The organism is Actinomadura sp. 21ATH (assembly GCF_041951345.1).
Classification (GTDB): Bacteria; Actinomycetota; Actinomycetes; order Streptosporangiales; family Streptosporangiaceae; genus Spirillospora.
Window position 1 is genome coordinate 31,000 of sequence record NZ_JBGNUR010000018.1, and the last position, 20,836, is coordinate 51,835.

Consider the following 20,836-nt stretch of genomic DNA (forward strand, 5'->3'; position numbering starts at 1 on the left):
GTGCTGATCCTCACGAACGCCAACGCGGGCACCCACGACACCGAGACCCTGGAGCGGATCGCCGCGCTGCTCCGCGAAGGGGGCCGGGAGGTCGCGCTGCGCCCCACCGGCTCGCCCGAGGACCTCGACCGGGCGCTCGACGAGCATCCCGCCGGCGGGTCCGGCGACGTGGTGGTCGCCGCGGGCGGCGACGGCTCGATCCACGGGCTGGTGACGCGGCTGCGGGCCCGCGGCGAGCTCGGCGGGCGCACCGTGGGGCTGCTGCCGATGGGCACCGGCAACGACCTGGCCCGCAACCTCGGCATCCCGCTGGACCCCGAAGGCGCCGCCCGGCTGCTGGCGGACGGGACGCCCCGCGAGCTGGACATCCTCGTGGACGAGGACGGCGGCGTCGTCCTCAACGCCGTGCACGTCGGCATCGGCGCCACCGCCGCCCGCCGGGCCACCCGCTTCAAGCCGTACCTCAAGGCCGCCGCGTTCTCGCTGGGCGCGGTCCTGTCGGGGATGCGCGAGACGGGCTGGAACCTGCGCGTCCAGGCCGACGGCGAGTCGGTCGCCGAGGGCCGGTTCCTGATGGTCGCCCTCAGCAACGCCTCGGGCATCGCCGGCGGCACCGCCCAGCTGGCGGCCGACGGGCATCCCGGGGACGGCCGGGTGGAACTGGTCGTCTCCGCCGCGACCGGCCCGCTCGCGCGGGTGGGCTTCGCGCTGCGGCTGCGCAAGGGCACGCACCGGCACCGCGAGGACGTCGTCCACACGACGGCCTGCAGCGTCACCATCAGCGGCGAGCCGTTCCTCGCCAACGCCGACGGCGAGGTCAGCGGTCCGTACACGCACCGCTGCTGGACGCTCGACGCGCGCGCCTGGCGGATCATCGCGCCCGGCTGACCGGCCGCGCCGCGGTCAGCCGCGCCCGCCCGAGAGGACGGCGGTCATCCGCGCCGCGACCTCGCCGTCCAGGGCGCGCTCGCGGAGCCGGGTGTCGATCTTCTCCCGGATCCGGGCCAGCTCCGCGTCGATCCCGCCGGTGCGGCCCGCGGCGAGGTCGTTGCGCAGGTTGGTGATCAGATTGTTGAGGTCGACGGCCACGTCGGAGCGGATCTCGCCGGCGGCGCGGGCGCCGTCGATGATCGGCTGGAGCCGGCCGAGCGTGGCGTAGGCGGCGGGCACCGACACCGGTTCGGTACGGCCGGTGCGCTCCGGGGCGGGGGAGGCCGGGACCGTGCCGCCGGGCGAGGTGGGTGCCGCCGGGACGGGCACCGCGCCGTCCGGGCCGTGCGAGGTGTCGCGGCCGAGCAGCGCCAGGACCGCCAGCAGCGCCGCGACGACGGTGGCGGTCACCGCGACGCGGAACACCAGCCGGCTGTCCTGGGACGCGGCGGCGCCCGCGGGCGCCGGGGCGGCGGGCGGCTCGTACACGCGGGTCGGCGCGGCCTCCGCGGGCACGCCGGCCGGCACCCCGGCCGGCTCCGCGGCCGTCTCGGGCGCGGGTCCGCGTTCCGGCTCCGGTACGAGCTCGGGCTCGGTCTCGGGTCCGCGTTCCGGCTCCGGTACGAGCTCGGGCACGTGGCCGGGATCGGAGCCGGCGGGTTCCGCGGCCTCCCGGGCGCGGCGGAGGATCTCCAGGGCCGCGCCGGCGCCGGGCCGCCGCGCCGGCTCGGGCGACCGGCACCGGGCGGCGAGGCCGGCCACCTCGGCGGGCACGTCCCCGCCCTCCGGGAGGCAGCCGGCGAGCACCGCGCCGAAGGCGAGCATGTCGTCCGCGGCCGCGCCCGGGCCGCCGTCCCCGGCCAGCGCCAGGTCGGCGATCCGCACCCCGTCCTCGGTGAGGAAGATCTTCTCCGGCCGCAGCCCGCCGTGCGCGACGCCGGCCGCGTGGGCGGCGGCCAGCGCCTCGGCGATCTGCGCGCAGCAGTCCAGGGCCTCGGCGACGGTGAGCGGCTCGCGCGCGGTCCGCTCCGCGAGGTCCTCCTCGTCGAGGAACGCGGTCACCACGTACGAGGTGGACCGGCCGCCGGCGTCCCGGGTGAGGTCGCAGTCGTACACCGTGGTGAAGGCCGGGTGGGTGACCCGCACGGCGCGCACCACGCGCTCCCGGAACCGCCGGTGCCGCTCCGCCGTGGCGGCGCGCCCGGCGGCCGGCAGCTTCACCGCCACCGGCCGCCCCAGCGCCTCGTCCCAGGCCCGCCACACCTGGTCGCCGGATCCGGCGTCCAGCCGCTCGACGAGCCGGTAGCGCTCGGTGAGCCTGAGTCCTGGTCGCACTGCACTCACCTCTGTGCCCCTACCCAGGGGGTGGCGCGAGACTCGGCCGCCCGTACCGCAAACCGCCAAGGAGTACGCATCGCGGAGTAATGCGGTTCGATCCGGACGGCAAAGCCGGGCGCCAACCCCCCGGGTCAGGTCACCGGGTTCTCGACCAGGTACGCCTTGGGCGAGGGCGCGGCGCACTCGGCCCGCACGACCTCGGGCGAGCCGTCGAACGACAGGTCCGCGGCGGCGGCCCCGAGCGAGACCGCGACGGTCCGCGCGCCGGGCGCGGGCGCGAACGGCCCGGCCGTCAGCGTCCCCTCGGCGGGCAGCGGGATCACCAGCGGCCGGCCCCGTTCCAGCCGCGTCTCGGGGATCGCGATGCCGTCCCCGGCCACGTTCTGGGTGGCCGGCGTGCCGCCCTCGACGACGAGGTCCTGCCGCGTCACCGTCCCGCTGGCCGTCGTGTACCCCTTGTCGGCCAGCCGGTCCACGGTGGCCGCCGGGAGGGTGAGCGCCCCGGACGCCCGGTCGAACGCGAACGAGCCGCCGCGCCGGACGACGAGCGGGATGTGCGCGCCGACCGCGATGCCGACGTCGAGCGGCTCACCGCCGAGCACGCACCGGTACGGCGCGTTGACGATCCCGACCAGCTGGTTGGACGCCGGCTCGGGGAAGTTCAGCGGCGCCCCCTGGATCTTGGCCGGGGGCCGCCCGGCCGGGCCGCCGATCGCGATCTTCAGCAGCGCGTTGCCCTGGGACGCCTCGCAGTCGGCCTTGATCGGCAGCGTGAACCCCGCCGACGACTTCAGGTCCACCTCGGCCACGGCGCCGTCGAACTTCAGCGTCGTCGCGCCGGCGTTCGCGGCCGTGAACGGCCCGACGTCGAACGTCCCCTCCAGCGGCAGCCCCACCTTCAGCGGCTCGCCCGCCTCGATCGGGATGCCGGGGATCTCCAGCGGCTCCTTCTCCGCGATGTTGATCGACTCGGGGGTGGAGGTGCTCGCGCCGATGCTCAGGTCCGTGATCCGCGCGTCCGCGCTGGTCAGCCCGAGCAGCGGGGCCAGCGAGGTCAGCCAGGACGGGAACGTGATGCTGCCCGACCCCTGAGTCAGCCAGAACTCCTGCCCGGGGCCGAGCTGGACCGGGGCCACGCCCTGCACGTCCACGTCGGTCGGCAGCCAGAAGACCGGCACGCCGGCGAGCGTGATCGTGCAGCCGATCGGGAGCTTGAAGCGGCCGGTGTCCACGCCGATCGCCGGCACGTCGGCCGGCGGCAGGGCGTGCGCGGCCGGGGCGGCCGGGACGGCCGCCGCCGCGAGCAGCATGCCGATGATCAGGGCTCCGGCCCGGCGGGCCGTGCGTCGATGTCGCCTGCGCATCTCGCGTCCTTCCGAAGTCCGCTCTGCTACTGGTGGGCGGCCATCATCCGTTCCGGCGCCGGGCGGGATAACGGATCCGGAGACGGAAAACGCGCCCGGAGTTAGCAACGGGACGCGGGCCGGGCAGTATGAGCCCGCTCGCCCGGGCCGCCATGCGTGACATCGCCCGCCCGCCGGAATTCCGGTGGCCCGGCCACAACCGCCGCTGTCCGCCGTCCCAGAAACGGCGGCGCCCCCTGGAAGGCCCGCTCCGCGCCGTGGTGGACTGCGCCCCCGGACGAGCGAAGGGGGCATCCCCATGGTCACCCCGTTCCGCGGAGCCCTCGCGGCGGCGGCCGCCGTGACGGCCGCGGCCGCGATGAGCGGCACCGCGCTCGCGGCCCATCCCGAACCCGGGCTCGTGCGCGGCGACATCGCCGTGCACGACCCCACGATGATCCGCGCGGCGGACGGTGCGTACTACACCTACTCCACCCACAACGGGCTGGAGGCGCGCTCATCCCCGAACCGGACGGACTTCGCCCGCGCGGGGGCGGCGCTCCCGGACGGGGCGGCGTGGGCCCGCGCCTACAGCGGCGACGCGCGCGAGCTGTGGGCGCCGGACGTGTCGTACCAGGGCGGCCGGTACCTGATGTACTACTCGGCCTCCTCGTTCGGCTCCAACACCTCCGCGATCGGGCTGGCCGTCAGCGACACCGGCCGCCCCGGCACCTGGCGCGACCGCGGCCGGGTGATCACCTCCTCGGCGCGCGACGACTTCAACGCCATCGACCCGCAGCTGTCGGTGGACGCCGAGGGCCGCTGGTGGCTGGCGTTCGGGTCGTGGTGGACCGGGATCAAGCTGATCCGCATCGACCCCGCCACCGGCAACCGGCACAGCGACCGGACCGTCCGCCCGCTGGCCGCCCGGACCCGGACCGACCTCGGCATCGAGGCGCCGCACATCGTCCGGAACGGCGGGTACTACTACCTGTTCACGTCCTGGGACCTGTGCTGCCGCGGCGCGTCCAGCACGTACCGGATCATGGTCGGCCGGTCCCGCTCGATCACCGGCCCGTACACCGACCGGAACGGCCGCGCGCTCACCGCCGGCGGCGGCACCGAGGTGCTCGCGGCGCACGGGAGCCGGGTGGCCGGGCCGGGCGGGCAGAGCGTGCTGCGCGACGGCGACCGCGACCTGCTCGTCTACCACTACTACGAACGCGCGGACGGCGGCCGTCACAAGCTCGGCATCAACTATCTCGGCTTCGACGCGGCCGGCTGGCCGTACGTCTGGTGACGAACGATGGGAGCCCCCCGATGAGAACCTCCGTGAAGCTCGCGAGCGGCGGCACCGCGCTCGCGCTCGCCGCCGCCGGATGCGGCACGGCGACCGTCCGGGCACGGCACGTCGCCGCGTACGAGAACAGCCCGGTCGGGTACGCGAGCATGGGCGACGGCACGACCGGCGGCGCGGGCGGCACCACGGTGACCGTGTCGTCCGCGGCGCAGTTCGCCCGGTACGCCAACGCGTCCGGCCGGTACGTCATCCGCGTGACCGGCACGCTGGCGCTGGCGGGCATGCAGCGCGTCGGGTCGGACAAGACGATCATCGGGACCGGCACCTCCGGCCGGATCAGCGGCGGCGGCCTCACGCTGCGCGGTTCCCGGAACGTCATCATCCGGAACCTGACGTTCACCGGATCCGGGGACGACGCCGTCAACATCGAGGAGTCGGCCCGCAACATCTGGATCGACCACAACGACCTCAGCGGCGCGAGGGACGGCCTGCTGGACGTCAAGCGCGGATCCGACCTCATCACCGTGTCCTGGAACCGCTTCCACCGCCAGGACAAGACGGCGCTGCTCGGCCACTCCGACGGCAACGGCTCCCAGGACCGCGGCCGGCTGCGCGTGACGTACGTGCACAACTGGTTCGACGGCACCGGCCAGCGCCACCCGCGCGTGCGCTTCGCCAACCCCGTGCACGTGCTGAACAACTACTACAGCGGCATCGGGAGCTACGGCGTCGCGTCGACCGAGGGCGCCGGCGTGTACGTCGAGCGCAACCACTTCGAGAACACCGCCCGGCCGACGGTCGCGCAGACGGGCGACTCCGCGCCCGGGAACATCCGCCTGCTCGACAACCACCTGGTGGGCTCGGGTACGCCGGTGTCGCGCAACCCCGGGAGCGTGGCGGCGATCCCGTACCCCTATATCCCCGACGGCGCCCCGGCCGTGAAGTCGGTCGTCACCGCCGGCGCGGGCGTCGGCAAGGTCTGAGTCCGCGTCCCCGGAAACGGGGGTGCGGCGCGCGCCCTCCTTCGCCCACCATGGACGCGTGGGCGAGACGCGGAAGACCGGGGATCGGGCGCTGCTGCGGCTGGGCGCGCAGATGGCCGAGGTCGAGGCGCTGTACGCCCGCGTGCTGGAGACCCCCGACGCGCGGGCCGAGCGGCGCGCGCTGGCCGAGCTCGCCGGAGCGGGGGAGCGGCTGGCCGATCTGGCGCGCGACGTCGCGGGCCGGGTGCCGCGGCCGCGCCGGGCGCCGGAGCGGCGGCGCGTGCGGCGCACCCGGCTCGAGCGCCGGATCGCCGGGGCCGCCACCACCACCGAGTGGATCATCGCGCGGAGCGAGCGCCGGGTGTCCTCGGACTGAGCGCCGTCCCAGGCCGCGGGCGGGTTCCGGCCCTGGACGCGGCGGGAGGCGCGGGGGCAAGGTGGACCAAGCGCTTGATCACCCACCCCCGCGCGCAGGAGACCGACCGTATGGTGAAGATCATCGAGCATGGCACCTGGGAGCTGACGCCCGCCGACGAGGCCCGGCACCCGGCCGGGCCCGAACTCCTCTGGAACGAGTCCTACTACTTCGATTTCGCCGCCCCCGACGGGTCGATCGCCGGCTACGTCCGGCTCGGCCTGTACCCCAACTGGGAACGCGCCTGGTACTGGGCGTGCGTCGTCGGCCCGGACCGGCCGCTGGTCCTCGTCGCCGACAACGACGCGCCCATGCCGGAGCCGGGGAGCGCCGACGTGCGGACCGCGGCGTACACGGCCACGCAGAAGATCGCCGAGCCGTTCGGGCCCGCCCGCGTCACGCTGGACGCCGGCGCCGCGGCCGTGCTGCCCGATCCGGCGATGGCGTACGGCGACCTCGCGGGCGCCGCGACCACCCGGCTCGCCCTCGACCTCGAATGGAGCACGGCCGGGGGCGTCTACCCGTACAAGGATCTGCCCCGGTACGAGATCCCGTGCACGGTGACCGGGACGGTCGAGGTCGGCGGCGAGAGGTTCGCGATCGACGGGGCCGGCGGCGAGCGCGACCACAGCTGGGGCGAGCGCGACTGGTGGAAGACCTCCTGGCTGTGGTCGTCCGGGCGGCTCGGCGACGGCACCGCGTTCCACTGCATGCAGGCCAACATCGGGTTCCCCATCCCGTGGCCGTCGTTCGCCGTCCCGCCGGGCGGGGAGCTGGAGCACCGGGACGGCTTCTCGGCGGAGACCGTGTTCGGCGCCGGCGACCTGCCGCGGGAGTCGCGGCTGCGGCTGGCGGGCGCGCCGATGACGGCGGAGCCGCTGGCGTTCGCGCCGGTCGCCGTCACCTCGCCGGACGGCGCCGAGGCGCGCTTCCCGCGCGCCCTGTGCCGGTTCGCGGCCGAGGACGGCCGCACCGGGTACGGCTGGACGGAGTGGCACCAGCCGCCCGGCTGGCGCGACCACGGCTGGTCGTACCTCGCCCCCGAGGCGGGCGCGTGACCGCCCCGGTCGCGGGCGCCGCCGGCCTGACCGCCGGGTGGCTGACCGAGGCGCTGGCGCCGCTGCTGGACGGCGGGAAGGTGACGGGCGTGCGGGCCGAGCCGGTCGGCACCGGCCAGGTCTCCGACAGCCTGCGGCTGCACCTGACGTACGAGCGGCCCGGCCCGCCCGCCACGATGATCGCCAAGGTGCCGGCGGCGGACCCGGCGAGCCGCCAGGCGGCCCGCACGATCCGCACCTACGAGGTCGAGGCGAAGTTCTACGCCGAGATCGCGCCCCGGCTCGACGCGGGCGTCCCCGCCTGCCACTTCGCCGCGTACGACGCGGAGCACGACGACTACGCCGTCCTGCTGGAGGACCTCGCGCCCGCCGAGCCCGGGGACCAGCTGGCGGGCGTCACCGCCGAGGACGCCGGCGCCGCCGTGGAGGAGATGGCGGCCTTCCACGCCGCGGGCTGGGACGACCCCGACCTGGCCGCGCTGGGCTGGCTCAACCGGCACGACGCCGACACCGCCGCGTTCACCGCCGCGATGGTGACCGACCTGTACGCCGGCTTCCGGGAGCGGTACGCCGGGCGCCTCGACCCCGGCTCGATCGTGCTGATCGAGGAGTTCCTGCCGGGCATGGGCGGCTACCTCGCCGAGCGCGCGGGCACGCCCACGCTGGTGCACGGCGACTTCCGGGCCGACAACCTGATGTTCGGCGGGCCGCGCCCGGCCGTGCTCGACTGGCAGACCTGCGCGTACGGGCCGGGCCTCGCCGACCTGTCCTACTTCCTCGGCTCCAGCCTGCCGGTGCCGGTGCGGCGGGAGCGCGAGGAGGAGATCGTCCGCCGCTACCACGCCGCGCTCACCGCGCGCGGGGTGGAGCTGTCCTGGGACGGCTGCTGGCGGGAGTACCGCGCGCACGCGTTCCACGGGATCGTGATGGCGATCGGCGCCGCCATGCTCGTCGAGCGCACCGACCGCGGCGACGCGATGTTCTGCGCGATGACCGACCGGCACGCCCGCCACGCGCGCGACCTCGGCGCGCTGGAGCTGCTGCCCTGATCCCGCCGTGGACCGGCCGCCGCCGCCCGGCCGGTCCACCGCCGGGGGCCGCCCGGCGGCGACTTAACACCGAAATTGTGTTGTTATCGCGCTGATATCGCCTCTCCGGCCGGATCCTGGCCGAAATCCGGGTGAAGGTGTGATCTTGACGCCTATCGCGGGCTCTTCTACGCTCCATCTCACATTCTCGGGCGTTATCTTCACAACCTCATATGTGTCCTCCGGGATGGACGGAGAGGGAACGCATGTCCTCGCATGTCGATCGGGTCTCGCGGCGCCGCTTCATCGGAGCGGGCGGGGTGGGCGCGGCCGCGGTGCTGCTCGGCACCGGCGCGCTCGGCTCGTCCGCCGCCCACGCGTACACGCTCCGCAAGGAGGGGCTGTTCACGCTCGGCGTCGCCTCGGGCGACCCCGCGCCGGACGGCTTCGTCATCTGGACGCGGCTGGCGCCCGAGCCGTTCGCCGCCGACGGCAGGGCGGGGATGCCCGACCGCCGGATCCGGGTCGAGTACGAGGTCGCGGCCGACGAGCGGTTCCGCCGGATCGTCCGGCGCGGCTCCGCCGTGGCGACGCCGGAGCTGGGCCACTCCGTCCACCCGGAGATCGCCGGGCTGGCGCCGGGCCGCGAGTACTTCTACCGGTTCCGCGCGGCAGGGGAGCTCTCCCCGGCGGGCCGGACCCGGACGATGCCCGCGGCGTCCTCGATGCCGCGCGGCCTGACGTTCGCCGTCGCGTCCTGCCAGGCATGGCAGGACGGCTACTTCACCGCCTACGACCACATGGCCGCCGAGGACCTCGACCTGATCGTGCACCTCGGCGACTACATCTACGAGTACGAGATCACCGCGGGCAACCGGCGGGGCGTGCCCGTGCCGCCGCAGTTCGGGACCGAGACCTTCGACCTGGCGCGCTACCGGCTCCAGTACTCGCTCTACAAGGCCGAGGCGCCGCTCCAGCGGGCGCACGCGCTCTTCCCGTTCGTCCACACCCTGGACGACCACGAGGTCGTCAACGACTGGGCCCGCGACACCGTCATCATGGGCCGCCACCCGAACCCGGACCCGGCCGAGTTCGCCCGGCGCAAGGCGGCGGCGTTCCAGGCGTTCTACGAGAACCTGCCGCTGCGCCGCTCGCAGCTGCCGTCCGGGCCGGACATCCGGCTGCACCGCCGGCTCTCCTACGGGCGGCTCGCCGACCTCAGGATGCTCGACACCCGCGGCCACCGCGACATCCAGGCGTGCTCGTACGGCAACGGCACCGGCCGCACCCGCGACTGCGACGAGCGCTTCGACGCCGCCCGCACGATCCTGGGCGACCAGCAGCGGCGCTGGCTGCTGGACGGCTTCCGCACCTCGCGCGCCCGCTGGCAGCTCCTCGGCAACCAGATGCCGATGGGGGAGACCGACTGGGACCCGGGCCCCGGCAAGGACGTCTGGGTGGACCCCTGGGACGGCTACGCCGGCGAGCGCGACCGCGTCCTGGCCGCCGCGCACGACCACGGGGTGCGCAACCTGGTCGTGTTCAGCGGCGACCGGCACCAGAACTACGCCGTCGACCTCAAGCGCGACTACGACGACGCGGACTCGCCGACCGTCGGCTCGGAGTTCGTCGGCACGTCCCTCACCAGCGGCGGCGACGGCGCCGACATGGACGACCTCGGCCGCACGTTCCTGGCCGCCAACCCGCACATGCGGTTCTTCAACGCCCAGCGCGGCTACCTGAGCGTGAACGTCGACCGGCGGCGCATGCGCACCGACTTCCGGGTGCTGCCGTACGTGACGCGGCCCGGCGCCCCGGTCTCCACCCGGGCGAGCTTCGTGGTGGAGGACCGCCGGCCGGGCGTCCAGCGGGCGTAGCGCCGGGGGCACGGCCGTGCCGGCGGGCGGCCGCGGGTCGGATACCTTCTCGTTGTGCGATCAACGATGACGGGGGCCGCGGAGGAGACGCTGCCGAGCGTGCTCGACCTGCTGGCCCTGGAGGAACTGGACCGGGACCTGTACCGGACCACCGTGGCGTTCGACGACCCGTACCCGCTGTACGGCGGGCAGGTCGCCGCGCAGGCGCTGCGCGCGGCCGGCGGCACCGTCCCGGAGGGGCGGCTGCCGCACTCGCTGCACGGCTACTACCTGCGCGGCGGCGACGCCGCCCGGCCGACGATCTTCCGCGTGGACCGGGACCGGGACGGCCGCTCGTTCTCGGCGCGGCGGGTCGTGGCCCTCCAGGGCGGCGAGGTCATCTTCAACATGTCCGCCTCGTTCCACACGCCCGAGGACGACGACGACCGGCAGGCGCACCCGATGCCGGCCGCCCCGCCGCCCGAGGAGTCCGCCGGGGACGCGCTGCCGCGGCTGTTCTCGCTGGAGGGCCGGGTGCCGCCGCAGCCGTACGAGTCGGACTGGCCCACCCGGATGTGGGCGCGCTCCACCCTGCCGCTGCCCGCCGACCCGCTCGTGCACGCCTGCGTCCTGACGTACCTGTCGGACATCTCCAGCGGGCTGGCCGCCCTGCACGACGGCCCGGGCCGGTCGGGGTCGAGCCTGGACCACGCCGTGTGGTTCCACCGGCCGGTGCGGATGGACGACTGGGTGCTGATGGACCTGGTCCCGCACACCGTCGCCGCCGGCCGCGGCTGGTACACCGGGTCGATCCACGCCCACGACGGCACGCTGGCCGCCAGCCTCACCCAGGAGGCCCTCTTCCGTACGCCGCGTACCGCGTGACAGCCCGGGGAACGCGGTGAGGTGATTAGAGTGCCCTCACGGCCGACCTTGGAGTGACATGGCACACGATGTACTGATCGGCGAGGACGCGGGGCCGGTCCGGATCCTGACGCTGAACCGGCCCGGGGCGCGCAACGCGCTCAGCGGCGAGCTGAACACGGCGCTGCTGGAGGCGCTGGACGCGGCCGACGCCGACGACTCCGTGGGGGCGCTGGTGCTGACCGGCGCGGACCCCGCGTTCTGCGCGGGCCTGGACCTCAAGCAGGCCGCCGCCGAGGGCGCCGCGTTCTTCCAGCGGTTCGAGACCGGCAACTGCATCAACCGCGTCGCCGAGGTGCGCAAGCCCGTGATCGGCGCGGTCAACGGCGCCGCGTTCACCGGCGGGCTGGAGATCGCGCTCGGCTGCGACTTCCTGGTCGCCTCCGAGCGCGCCGTGTTCGCCGACACCCACGTCCGGGTCGGCGTGCTGCCCGGCGGCGGGCTCACCGCCCGGCTGCCCCGGGTCGTCGGCCAGGCCGCCGCCCGCCGGATGTCGATGACCGGCGAGGTCGTCGACGCCGCCCGCGCCGAGCGCCTCGGGCTGGTCACCGAGGTCGTCCCGCACGGGGAGCTGCTCGGCCGCGCGCTGGAGCTGGCCACCGCCGCCGCCGAGGTCCCCGCGGCGCCGATGGCGGCGCTCAAGCACATGTACGGCGAGGTCTCCGGCCTCGGCCCCGCGCTGGCCGCCGAGACCGACCTGGCCCGGCGGCACCGGACCGACCTCGCCGGGCTGGAGGAGCGCCGCGTCCAGGTGCTCCGGCGCAACCGGGACCGGCTCCCCGGCTGACGGCGGGTGCCGGTCAGGTGAGGACGAGCGGGAGGGCCGCGGCCAGGCCGCCCAGCTCGGCCGCCTCCGCCTCGGCCGGCTTCCGGCGGCCCGTACCGACCAGCAGGGCGTCCGCGTCGGAGAAGGACGCGGGGAACCGCGCCCCCGCGATCTCCTCCAGCATCGCGCGGGAGGCCGCCAGGCCCTCGGCGGGCGGTCCCGCCGCGTCCGGGAGGTGGGCGACCAGGTCGAGGTGGTGCAGCGTCCATTCCAGGACGTACGCGGACAGGTAGTCGCCCGCGGTCAGCACCTCGCCGCGCGTGCCGACCCGCCCGGCCGGGTCGGCGAGCCCGGCGGCGCGGCCGGCGGCGGAGCCGACGTCGTCGAGGTGGAACTTCAGCAGCCGCGGCTCCTCGTACGCGGCGGCCAGCCGGACGGTCAGCGCGTCGAGCGGATCGCCGGCGGGCGGCGCCCCGGCCACGTCCCAGTACGTCACCGCGTCCCGGGTCGGCTCCGCCTCGGCGGGCGTCGCGAGGGTGATCAGGACGTCCTGCGCGTCGATGATCAGGTGGCAGGCCAGGTCGCGCACGAGCCAGCCCGCGCAGCCCGACGGCCGCGCGAAGTCCTCGTCCGGGAGTTCGGCGACCGCCGCCCGCAACGCCGCCCAAGAACGCGTGAAGAGTTCCACCGCGGCAAGCTAACAGCGCGGGCCCGCCCCGGCGACCCGTTTTCGCCCCGGTGGCGGGCGCCGTGCCCTCAGGGGCCGGTCGCCGCCGCCATGAACATCGGCACGGCCGCGAACAGCCGGTCGGCGCGGGCGCGCTCGCGCTGGTCGGCGATCCACGCGTCCGCCCGCGCGCGGGTGATCGCGCCGCGCTCGCGGCAGACCTCGGCGAGGCGGACGAGCACCGGCAGGAACGGGGCGCCGGTGAACACTCCCGTGTGCACCTCCACCGTCACGTCAAGGAAGCCGGCGTCCAGCAGCAGGTTGCGGTACTTGCGGGCGGCGCGCGGCGACGCCACCTGGTCGGCGCGCTCCCGCACGATGGTGCGGGTGAGCTCCGGATCGGCGGAGTCGATCACGAACGTGTCCCAGTCCTGGCCGCACAGCACGACTCGCCCGCCCGGCGCGAGGACGCGCCGCGCCTCGGCGAGCGCCCGCTCCGGGTCGGCCAGCGCGTGGACGACCTTGTCGGCCCGGTAGCCGGCGGCCTCCCCGTCCCCGACCGGCAGGGCGTACGCGTCGCCGAGGCGGAACTCGCCGGCCGGCCACCGCCGCCGCGCCAGCGCGATCATCTGATCGCTGACGTCGATCCCCAGCGCGCGCACGCCCCGGTCCGCCAGTTCGGCGACGGCCCGGCCGGCGCCGCAGCCGACGTCGGCCACGAGCGCGCCCGGGGCGGCGCGCAGGAGTTCGTACGAGCGCGCACGCTGCGCGGCGGCGCCGGGGGTCTCGTCGACGGCGTCGAGCTGGGTGACGAGGGCTTCGATGGTCTCGTTGGACATGCGCGCCATGCTGCGACTTAATGTCGACATGAAGTCAAGCGCGACCCTGAGCATCGGCGAGCTGGCCGGGCACTTCGGCCTGGCGACGCATGTACTGCGCCACTGGGAGACCATGGGGCTGCTCTCGCCCGCGCGGGCGGCCGGCGGCCGCCGCCGGTACGGACGCTCCGACCTCTACCGGGTCGCGAGCATCCTGCTCGCCAAGGAGGCGGGCCTCGCGCTGGCCGACATCCGCGACATGCTGGCGACCACCGACATCGGAAGGCGCCGGGAGATCCAGCGCCGCCACCGCGACGCGCTCGTCCGGAAGATCGCGGAGATGCGGGCCGCCGTGGAGTTCCTGGAGGGCGGCCTGGCCTGCGACTACGAGGACATCACCGAGTGCCCGAACTACCGGTCGCTGGTCGCCGGCCGGATCGGCGGGAACGTGCCGGGCCTCAACGGCTCCCCGGGGTGACCAGGCCGGACTCGTAGGCCAGGACGACGAGCTGCGCGCGATCGCGGGCGTGGAGCTTCGTCATGGCCCGGTTGACGTGGGTCTTCGCCGTCATCGGGGTGATCACCATGCGGGCGGCGATCTCGTCGTTGGACAGGCCGTTCGCCACCAGCGCGACGGCTTCGCGCTCGCGGTTGGTCAGCTCCTCCAGCCCCTTGCCGGCGGCCGGGCCGGGCGGCCCGGTGACGTACCGGCCGATGAGCCGGCGCGTGATCGAGGGCGCGAGCAGGGCGTCGCCGCGCGCGGCGACGCGCACGGAGTGCAGGAGGTCCTCCGGCACGATGTCCTTGACTTGCCGTCGTCGTCGACGCGCACCGCCAGCGCGTCCGGGCCGCAGTCGATCCGGACCGACGCCGTGGTGGCGTCCGCGTGGCGGACGATGTTGGTGAGCGACTCCTGGACGATCCGGTACACCGTCCGGTCCACCGCGGCGGGCACGCCGTGCTCCCGCCCCTCGATCGTCAGCGTCGCGTCCAGGCCGACCGTGCTGGCCCGTTCCACCAGTTCCGGCACGTCCTGGAGCCCGCGCGGCGGGGCCGTGTCGTCGTCGCGCAGCGCCTCCAGGGTCGCGCGCAGCTCCCGGGTCGCCTCCCGGCCGGCCTCCTGGATCGCCAGCAGCGCCTCGGGCACCCGCTCGCCGCGCCGGCGCGCCACGTGGACGGCGACCTCGGCCTGCACCTTGATGATCGAGATCTGATGGGTGAGGGAGTCGTGCAGCTCCCGCGCGATGTGCAGCCGCTCCTCGGCGGCGCGGTGCCGCGCGGTCTCCTCCCGGGTGCGCTCGGCCTCGTCCGCGCGCCGCTCGGCCTGCCGCAGCGCCTCGCCCGCGGCCCCGGCGGCGATCAGCCAGGCCAGTTCGAGGGCGCCCCTGGCCTGCGCGAACGCCTCGCCGGTGTCGTGCAGGCCCGAGGCCAGGGCGGCGACGGGGAGGGCCGCCATCATCGCCACGCTCGCCGCCACGGTCGCGGCGCGGTGCCCGGCCCGGACGGCCGCGTACACAGCGAACAGGAAGGCGACGGCGGGCACGTCGAAACCGGCCGCCTGGTAGCCGGCCGCGCACAGCCCGGTGACGGCCAGGACGGGGACCGGGGCGCGGCGGCGCGCGGCCAGCGCGAGGCCGCCGGCGACCAGGAGCGCGTAGCCGAGCAGGCCGGCGCCGGTGGCGGAGTGCCGCCCCGACATCCCGGTGACCAGCAGTATCGCCGCCACGCCCGCGGCGATCGCCCACTCCGCGGCGGCGATCCGTCCCCTGCCCATGCGCGCACACTAGCCCGACGCCCGCGCGGGCGGCTCCTGCGCGCGGACGATCCTCCGGCTACCGCGTCCGCGGTACATGCGCGGTTCCTGCGGCGCCCGCCGTAGCCGGGTGCGGCACCGGCGGCAGCGCGAAGTGTCCGCGCTCGCCGGACGACCGGCGGCGGTCCGGGCGGACATCATCGGGACGTCCATTCCTGGAGGGAGCACCCCATGTCCATCAGATCCGTGCTCGCCGCGACGGCGGCCGAGTACACCGCGGGCCCGGCGGCGGCCGGAACCTACTCGATGAGCGCGGGCCGGGCCGGCGCCATCGTCGCCGCGCTGCTCGGAGTGGCCGGCGTGGTCGCCGGCGGGCTCGCGGTGGCACGTTCGGCCCGGCGCGCGGCCGTCGCGGCCCTGGCGGCGGGACTGCTCGGCACGGCCGCCGGCGGGCTCGTCATGGTCACGTCCGGCGGCGGCATCGGCACCGGGAACGGGCTCGGCGGCGCGATCGTCGCCCTCGCGGTGGGGCTGGTGGCCGTGCTCCTCGGCGGGCTGGCCCTGGGCCGCTCCCGCCGCGCCCCCTGACGGCGGCACGGGACCGCAAGGGCCGGGCGCGCGATTCCGATATCGTGATCCGATATCGGGACCTGAAGCCGACGGCTCCGCGCAGCCGGGGAGCATCGCCGAGGAGCGCACCATGAGCCAGCCGCCGCCGACCGGTACCGGACCAGCGGGGGACCTGCGGCGGCGCCTGGGGGTGTCCGACGCGGTCGTGATCGGCCTCGGGTCGATGATCGGCGCGGGCATCTTCGCGGCGCTCGCCCCGGCGGCGCGCGCGGCCGGGTCGGGACTGCTGCTGGGACTCGCGCTGGCCGGAGCCGTCGCGTACTGCAACGCCACGTCCTCGGCGCGGCTGGCGGCACGCTACCCGGCCTCGGGCGGCACCTACGTCTACGGCCGCGAACGGCTCGGCGACTTCTGGGGCCACCTCGCCGGATGGGCGTTCGTCACCGGCAAGACCGCCTCGTGCGCGGCGATGGCGCTGACCGCCGGCCTGTACGCGTGGCCGGACCGGGCGCACGCGGTCGCGGTGGCCGCCGTGGTGGCGCTGACGGCGGTCGACTACTTCGGGGTGCGCAAGTCCGCGCTGGTCACCCGCGTCATCGTGGCCGCCGTCCTGGCCGTGCTCGCCGCCGTCGTCGTGACCGCCCTCGCCTCCGGCGAGGCGGCCGCCGCGCGGCTGGACATCGGCGGGGACGCCACGGCGGGCGGCGTGCTCCAGGCGGCGGGCCTGCTGTTCTTCGCCTTCGCCGGGTACGCGCGCATCGCGACGCTCGGCGAGGAGGTCCGCGACCCCGCCCGCACCATCCCGCGCGCGATCCCGCTGGCGCTGGGCATCACGCTGGCCGTGTACGCGGCGGTGGCCGCCGCGGCGCTGGCCGTCCTCGGCGCCGGGACGCTGGCCGGCGCCGCCGCCCCGCTCGTCGAGGTCGTCCGCGCGGCCGGGGCGCCCGGCCTGGCGCCGGTGGTCCGCGCCGGTGCCGCGGCCGCCGCGCTGGGCTCGCTGCTGGCGCTGATCCTGGGCGTCTCGCGGACCACGCTGGCCATGGCCCGCGACCGCCACCTGCCGCACGCCCTGGCGGCCGTCCACCCGCGGTACGGGGTGCCGCACCGCGCCGAGCTCGCGGTCGGCGCCGTCGTGGCGGTCCTGGCGGCGACGGCCGACCTGCGCGGCGTCATCGGCTTCTCCTCGTTCGGCGTGCTGGTCTACTACGCCGTCGCCAACGCCTCGGCGTGGACGCTGGCCCCCGCCGAAGGGCGGCCGGTACGCGCCGTGCCCGTGCTCGGCCTGGCCGGCTGCCTCGCTCTGGCGTTCGCCCTGCCGCTCCCATCAGTGCTGACGGGCGGCGCGGTGCTGGCCGCCGGTGCCGCCTGGTACGGGGCCCGCCGGCTGGTGACGGCGCGCCGCCGCTGACCGGGCGCGCGGGCGGCGGGCCTGACCGGACGGCGGGTCAGCGGGTCAGCGGGTCGTGCGGCGTGCCTTCGCCGAGGACCTCGCGCGCCAGTTCCCTCAGTGCCGCGCGGTCCGCGGCCAGCGCGGCGCGGCCCGCCTCGGTCGCCGCGTACACGCGCCGTACCCGGCCCTCGACCACCCGCTGCTCGGAGACGAGCAGCCCCTCGGCCTCCAGCCGGTGCAGCGTCGGGTAGAGCGTTCCCGGGCTGATCCGGTACCCGTGCCCGGCCAGCTCCCGGGCCATCCACGCGCCGTGGACCTCGCCCCGCGCCGCGTGGTGGAGGATGTGCAGCCGGATCGCCCCGCGCAGGAACTCCCGCATGGCCCCTCCGACCGGTCACCGTCCCGATATCGGCCCCCGATACTACCGGCGTTCCCCGCCCGTTCACCTTCCGGCGACCCGGCGCCGGCGGACGCCTCGTAGCGGATCTCGCGCATCTGCGCGCTCCCCTCTTCCCGCGGTTCGGGTGGAATGCCATGCTAACTAAACGATCGTTCAGGAGGATCTTGTGGATTCGACCGTTCCGCACGGGGGTGCGCGGTGACCGCACCCGTTCACGCGGAGGGCGCCGGCGCGGCGGACCCGGGCGTGCTCGCCGGCCTCCTGGAGCGCCGCCTCGCCGCGGTACTCGGAGCCGGGACGGCCGTCTCCGGGCTGGCCCGGCTCACCGGCGGCGCCAGCAGGGAGACGTGGTCCTTCACGGCGTCCGCCGGCGGCGCCCGGCGGCGGCTGGTGCTGCGCCGCGACCCCGTCGGCGAGGCCGGGCACGGGGCGCGGGAGGCGGCGGCCATGGCCCGGGAGGCGGCCGCGATCGCCGCCGCCGCGGCCGCAGGCGTGCCCGTGCCGCGGCTGGTCGACGCGGGCACCGACGCGGGGATCGTCGGCTCCCCGTACCTGATCACCGAGCATGTGGACGGCGAGACGATCGCGCGCCGGCTGCTGCGCGAGGAGGAGTACGCCGCCGCGCGCGAGACGATGGCCGCCGAGCTGGGCCGCACCCTGGCCCGCGTCCACTCGGTGCCGCCGGACGACGTCCCCGGCCTGGAGGCTCACGAGCCGCTGGAGGCCCTCCGGGAGGGCTACGACGCGCTCGGGGAGCCGCTTCCGGCGGTCGAGATCGCGCTGCGGTGGCTGGAGCGCAACCGTCCCGCCCCGATCCCGGACGCCCTGGTGCACGGCGACTTCCGTACCGGCAACCTCATCATCGGGCCGGACGGCCTGCGCGCGGTCCTCGACTGGGAGCTGGTGCACCGCGGCGACCCCCGCGAGGACCTGGGCTGGCTGTGCGTGAAGTGCTGGCGCTTCGGCTCCCCGCTGCCCGCCGGCGGCTTCGGCACCGTCGACCGGCTCCTGGACGGCTACGCCGAGGTCGCGGGCGAGCGTCCCGACCCGGCGGACGTGCTGTGGTGGCAGGTGTACGGCACCGCGCGATGGGCGGTCGGCTGCCGGGCCATGGCCGAGCGGCACCTGTCGGGCGAGGCGCCCTCGGTGGAGCTGGCCGCGATCGGCCGGCGGGTCTGCGAGCAGGAGCACGACCTGCTCCTCGCGCTCGGCGTCCCGCCCGCGCCGGCCGGCCCGGCGCCCGGGCCCGCGGCGGCGTCCGACCTGCACGGCACGCCGTCCGCCGCCGACCTGGTCGGGGCGGTCGCGCACTTCCTGCGCGCGGAGCTGATGCCGGCGACCGACGGCCGGCTGAACTTCCTGGCCCGGGTGGCGGCCAACGTGCTCGACGGCGTCGGGCGCGAGCTGGCGCTCGGGCCGGAACAGGAGCGGCGGCACCGCGAGCGCCTCGCCGCCCTCGGGTACGACGGCCGGGCCGCGCTGGCCGCGGCCGTCCGCTCCGGCGAGATCGACGCGGACGACCCGGCGCTCCTCGCCGCCGTCCGGGCCGCGGTGGACGACCGGCTCGACGTGGCCAACCCGCGCTACCGGCCCCTGCCCGGGCGTTGACGCGCCGCCCGATCAGGGCGCAGGGTTGAACGTACGTTCAACCGGAAGATCCTTCGGCCGCCGAGGAGCGCCATGACGGACGTGAGGTACGCGATCGACGGGCACGTCGGCATCATCACGCTGGACCGCCCCGAGGTGCACAACGCGCTGCGCCGCCGGACGTACGAGGAGCTGACCGGGCTGGTGCGCTCCACCACCGCCCGGGTGCTGGTGGTGACCGGCGCCGGGCGGTCGTTCTGCTCCGGGGACGACGTCCGCGAGCTGATGGGCGGCGGCGCGGGCACCGCGCCCAGGCCCGAGCCGCGGCTCACCCCGGCCGCCGCCGCGCTGCTGGAGACCGACGTCCCGGTGATCGCGGCGGTGAACGGGCCCGCCGTGGGCTGGGGCATGGAGCTGGCCCTGATGGCCGACCTGCGGGTCGCGGCGCGGCGGGCGCGGTTCGGCGAGCTGTTCGTCAAGCGCGGGCTGTGCAGCGACGTCGCGGGCATCGCCCGGCTCGCCCAGCTCGTCGGCCGCGAGCGTGCCGCCGAGCTGCTGCTGACCGGGACGTGATCGACGCCGGGCGGGCCGAGCGGATCGGCCTGGTCGGCCGGATGGTCGACGACGACCGGCTGCTGCCCGAGGCGCTGGAACTGGCCGGGCGGATCGCGGCCAACCCGCCGCTGGCCGTCGCCGCGCTCAAGCGCGGGCTGCGCCGCGCGCTCGACCCCGACTGGGACGGCCTCGGCGCCTGGGTGAGCGCCACGCTGGGGGAGCTGTTCGCCACCGAGGATCACCGCGAGGGCGTCCGCTCGTTCCTGGAGAAGCGGGCGCCGAACTACGTCGGCCGCTGAAAGGAGACGGAATGGCCGAAGAGGTGCTGCTCGCCGACCGTGACGGCGGGGTGCTGACGCTGACGTTGAACCGGCCCCACCGCAGGAACGCGATCGACGCCGCCCTGTGGGCGGCGCTGGGGGACGCCCTCACCGCCGCCGGCCGCGACCCGGAGGTGCGCGCGCTGGTCATCACCGGCGCGGGCGGCGCGTTCTGCGCCGGCGCGGACCTGTCCGGCGGGGTGGCGGCCGGGCACCCGCTGGAGCGGATGCGCGGCGTGAACGAGGTGGCGCTGCTGCTGCACGAGCTGCCCAAGCCGTCGATCGCCCGGGTGGACGGCGTCGCGGTCGGCGCCGGCTGGAACCTGGCGCTGGGCTGCGACCTGGTGGTCGCCACCCCGCGGTCCCGGTTCTCGCAGATCTTCGCCCGCCGCGGCCTCTCGGTCGACTTCGGCGGCTCCTGGCTGCTGCCCAGGCTGGTCGGCCTGCACCAGGCCAAGCGGCTGGCGCTGCTCGCGGAGATGATCGACGCGGCCGAGGCGCACCGGCTGGGCCTGGTCTCCCACCTGGCCGAGCCGGACGGCATCGCCGCGTACACCGCCGAGCTGGCCGCCCGGCTGGCGGCCGGCCCGCCGGTGGCGCTGGCGCAGACCAAGGCGCTGCTCAACGAGGGCGCCGACCGGACGATGCGCGAGGCCCTGTCCGCCGAGGCCCGGGCCCAGACGATCAACTTCGCCACCGCCGACGCGCCCGCCGCCTTCGCCGCGTTCAACGAGAAGCGCGAGCCGACGTTCACCGGGGAGTGGGCCGCCGGGCCGCATCGGTCAGGAATCGAGAAGCGCGGGCCCCGGAGCCGTTCCTAGCATGATCGCCGAGA

21 protein-coding genes and 2 pseudogenes are annotated in these 20,836 nt (G+C 76.0%); 16 read left to right on the forward strand and 7 right to left on the reverse strand.

The window, feature by feature from the left end:
• Entirely contained in the window at nt 1-888 is an 888-nt protein-coding gene (locus ACA361_RS34610; RefSeq protein ID WP_375019147.1) for a diacylglycerol/lipid kinase family protein, read from the forward strand.
• A 15-nt stretch (nt 889-903) separates the two neighbouring features.
• Here ACA361_RS34610 and ACA361_RS34615 read toward each other — a convergent pair whose 3' ends face one another.
• Entirely contained in the window at nt 904-2,265 is a 1,362-nt protein-coding gene (locus ACA361_RS34615) for a protein kinase (protein WP_375019149.1), read from the reverse strand.
• 134 nt (nt 2,266-2,399) lie between these two features.
• Nucleotides 2,400-3,632 carry a DUF6801 domain-containing protein gene (locus ACA361_RS34620; RefSeq protein WP_375019151.1) on the reverse strand — a complete coding sequence of 411 codons (1,233 nt, stop codon included), beginning with the start codon at nt 3,630-3,632 and terminating at the stop codon, nt 2,400-2,402.
• 298 nt (nt 3,633-3,930) lie between these two features.
• On the opposite strand from ACA361_RS34620, the gene ACA361_RS34625 reads away from it, so the two are divergent.
• The 8 genes from ACA361_RS34625 (at nt 3,931) to ACA361_RS34660 (ending at nt 11,962) form a co-directional block, all read left to right on the forward strand.
• A complete protein-coding gene (locus ACA361_RS34625) occupies nt 3,931-4,911 on the forward strand; it encodes an arabinan endo-1,5-alpha-L-arabinosidase (RefSeq protein ID WP_375019153.1) in 981 nt (326 codons plus the stop codon).
• 20 nt (nt 4,912-4,931) lie between these two features.
• Nucleotides 4,932-5,894 (forward strand): polysaccharide lyase family 1 protein, encoded by a 963-nt coding sequence (locus ACA361_RS34630; RefSeq protein ID WP_375019155.1) that lies wholly within the window; start codon nt 4,932-4,934, stop codon nt 5,892-5,894.
• A 58-nt stretch (nt 5,895-5,952) separates the two neighbouring features.
• A complete protein-coding gene (locus tag ACA361_RS34635) occupies nt 5,953-6,270 on the forward strand; it encodes a hypothetical protein (protein ID WP_375019157.1) in 318 nt (105 codons plus the stop codon).
• Nucleotides 6,271-6,380: 110 nt separating this feature from the next.
• Entirely contained in the window at nt 6,381-7,367 is a 987-nt protein-coding gene (locus ACA361_RS34640) for a hypothetical protein (protein ID WP_375019159.1), read from the forward strand.
• Nucleotides 7,364-8,416, forward strand: a complete 1,053-nt coding sequence (locus ACA361_RS34645; protein ID WP_375019161.1) for a phosphotransferase — start codon at nt 7,364-7,366, stop codon at nt 8,414-8,416. Before ACA361_RS34640 ends, ACA361_RS34645 begins: the two co-directional genes overlap by 4 nt.
• A 245-nt stretch (nt 8,417-8,661) precedes the next feature.
• Entirely contained in the window at nt 8,662-10,272 is a 1,611-nt protein-coding gene (locus tag ACA361_RS34650) for an alkaline phosphatase D family protein (protein ID WP_375019163.1), read from the forward strand.
• A 66-nt stretch (nt 10,273-10,338) separates the two neighbouring features.
• Complete coding sequence (locus tag ACA361_RS34655) at nt 10,339-11,136, forward strand: acyl-CoA thioesterase (RefSeq protein WP_375019165.1); 798 nt, start codon at nt 10,339-10,341, stop codon at nt 11,134-11,136.
• A gap of 58 nt (nt 11,137-11,194) precedes the next feature.
• Nucleotides 11,195-11,962: an enoyl-CoA hydratase gene (locus ACA361_RS34660; RefSeq protein WP_375019167.1), complete on the forward strand. Its 768-nt coding sequence runs from the start codon at nt 11,195-11,197 to the stop codon at nt 11,960-11,962.
• Between the two features lie 13 nt (nt 11,963-11,975).
• Here ACA361_RS34660 and ACA361_RS34665 read toward each other — a convergent pair whose 3' ends face one another.
• Together ACA361_RS34665 and ACA361_RS34670 are read right to left on the reverse strand one after the other, a co-directional pair.
• The gene (locus ACA361_RS34665) at nt 11,976-12,629 is read right to left on the reverse strand and encodes a maleylpyruvate isomerase N-terminal domain-containing protein (protein WP_375019169.1); all 654 of its coding nucleotides are present in this window, start codon (nt 12,627-12,629) and stop codon (nt 11,976-11,978) included.
• 68 nt (nt 12,630-12,697) lie between these two features.
• Complete coding sequence (locus ACA361_RS34670) at nt 12,698-13,447, reverse strand: methyltransferase domain-containing protein (protein ID WP_375019171.1); 750 nt, start codon at nt 13,445-13,447, stop codon at nt 12,698-12,700.
• Here ACA361_RS34670 and ACA361_RS34675 point away from each other — a divergent pair.
• The gene (locus tag ACA361_RS34675; protein ID WP_375019173.1) at nt 13,431-13,904 is read left to right on the forward strand and encodes a MerR family transcriptional regulator; all 474 of its coding nucleotides are present in this window, start codon (nt 13,431-13,433) and stop codon (nt 13,902-13,904) included. The genes ACA361_RS34670 and ACA361_RS34675 overlap by 17 nt on opposite strands.
• Here ACA361_RS34675 and ACA361_RS34680 read toward each other — a convergent pair.
• Nucleotides 13,885-14,235, reverse strand: a pseudogene (locus ACA361_RS34680) (response regulator transcription factor); the annotation flags it as partial. The gene ACA361_RS34675 and the pseudogene ACA361_RS34680 sit on opposite strands and share 20 nt — an antisense overlap.
• Before the next feature lie 263 nt (nt 14,236-14,498).
• Nucleotides 14,499-15,200, reverse strand: a pseudogene (locus ACA361_RS34685) (histidine kinase); the annotation flags it as partial.
• 210 nt (nt 15,201-15,410) lie between these two features.
• Here ACA361_RS34685 and ACA361_RS34690 point away from each other — a divergent pair.
• Nucleotides 15,411-15,767, forward strand: a complete 357-nt coding sequence (locus tag ACA361_RS34690; RefSeq protein ID WP_375019175.1) for a DUF6223 family protein — start codon at nt 15,411-15,413, stop codon at nt 15,765-15,767.
• Nucleotides 15,768-15,879: 112 nt separating this feature from the next.
• A complete protein-coding gene (locus tag ACA361_RS34695; RefSeq protein WP_375019177.1) occupies nt 15,880-17,157 on the forward strand; it encodes an APC family permease in 1,278 nt (425 codons plus the stop codon).
• 37 nt (nt 17,158-17,194) lie between these two features.
• Here ACA361_RS34695 and ACA361_RS34700 read toward each other — a convergent pair whose 3' ends face one another.
• On the reverse strand, nt 17,195-17,518 hold the full coding sequence (locus ACA361_RS34700) for a PadR family transcriptional regulator (protein WP_375019179.1): 324 nt from the start codon (nt 17,516-17,518) through the stop codon (nt 17,195-17,197).
• Between the two features lie 219 nt (nt 17,519-17,737).
• Here ACA361_RS34700 and ACA361_RS34705 point away from each other — a divergent pair, with 219 nt between their 5' ends.
• The 4 genes from ACA361_RS34705 (at nt 17,738) to ACA361_RS34720 (ending at nt 20,822) form a co-directional block, all read left to right on the forward strand.
• A complete protein-coding gene (locus ACA361_RS34705) occupies nt 17,738-19,147 on the forward strand; it encodes a phosphotransferase family protein (protein WP_375019181.1) in 1,410 nt (469 codons plus the stop codon).
• Between the two features lie 72 nt (nt 19,148-19,219).
• Entirely contained in the window at nt 19,220-19,699 is a 480-nt protein-coding gene (locus tag ACA361_RS34710; protein WP_375019183.1) for an enoyl-CoA hydratase/isomerase family protein, read from the forward strand.
• A complete protein-coding gene (locus ACA361_RS34715) occupies nt 19,696-19,980 on the forward strand; it encodes an enoyl-CoA hydratase/isomerase family protein (protein WP_375019185.1) in 285 nt (94 codons plus the stop codon). The genes ACA361_RS34710 and ACA361_RS34715 overlap by 4 nt, the downstream gene beginning before the upstream one ends.
• 11 nt (nt 19,981-19,991) lie before the next feature.
• A complete protein-coding gene (locus tag ACA361_RS34720) occupies nt 19,992-20,822 on the forward strand; it encodes an enoyl-CoA hydratase/isomerase family protein (protein ID WP_375019187.1) in 831 nt (276 codons plus the stop codon).
• The last annotated feature ends 14 nt before the right edge of the window (nt 20,823-20,836 follow it).

Bases quoted from the DNA above. Each gene is read 5' to 3' on its own strand.
- ACA361_RS34675 (WP_375019173.1), top strand. From the start codon at position 13,431: ATGGTCTCGTTGGACATGCGCGCCATGCTGCGACTTAATGTCGACATG.
- ACA361_RS34710 (WP_375019183.1), top strand. From the start codon at position 19,220: ATGACGGACGTGAGGTACGCGATCGACGGGCACGTCGGCATCATCACG.
- ACA361_RS34620 (WP_375019151.1), bottom strand. From the start codon at position 3,632: ATGCGCAGGCGACATCGACGCACGGCCCGCCGGGCCGGAGCCCTGATC.
- ACA361_RS34690 (WP_375019175.1), top strand. From the start codon at position 15,411: ATGTCCATCAGATCCGTGCTCGCCGCGACGGCGGCCGAGTACACCGCG.
- ACA361_RS34670 (WP_375019171.1), bottom strand. From the start codon at position 13,447: ATGTCCAACGAGACCATCGAAGCCCTCGTCACCCAGCTCGACGCCGTC.
- ACA361_RS34650 (WP_375019163.1), top strand. From the start codon at position 8,662: ATGTCCTCGCATGTCGATCGGGTCTCGCGGCGCCGCTTCATCGGAGCG.
- ACA361_RS34720 (WP_375019187.1), top strand. From the start codon at position 19,992: ATGGCCGAAGAGGTGCTGCTCGCCGACCGTGACGGCGGGGTGCTGACG.
- ACA361_RS34700 (WP_375019179.1), bottom strand. From the start codon at position 17,518: ATGCGGGAGTTCCTGCGCGGGGCGATCCGGCTGCACATCCTCCACCAC.
- ACA361_RS34695 (WP_375019177.1), top strand. From the start codon at position 15,880: ATGAGCCAGCCGCCGCCGACCGGTACCGGACCAGCGGGGGACCTGCGG.
- ACA361_RS34640 (WP_375019159.1), top strand. From the start codon at position 6,381: ATGGTGAAGATCATCGAGCATGGCACCTGGGAGCTGACGCCCGCCGAC.
- ACA361_RS34625 (WP_375019153.1), top strand. From the start codon at position 3,931: ATGGTCACCCCGTTCCGCGGAGCCCTCGCGGCGGCGGCCGCCGTGACG.
- ACA361_RS34655 (WP_375019165.1), top strand. From the start codon at position 10,339: ATGACGGGGGCCGCGGAGGAGACGCTGCCGAGCGTGCTCGACCTGCTG.
- ACA361_RS34660 (WP_375019167.1), top strand. From the start codon at position 11,195: ATGGCACACGATGTACTGATCGGCGAGGACGCGGGGCCGGTCCGGATC.
- ACA361_RS34630 (WP_375019155.1), top strand. From the start codon at position 4,932: ATGAGAACCTCCGTGAAGCTCGCGAGCGGCGGCACCGCGCTCGCGCTC.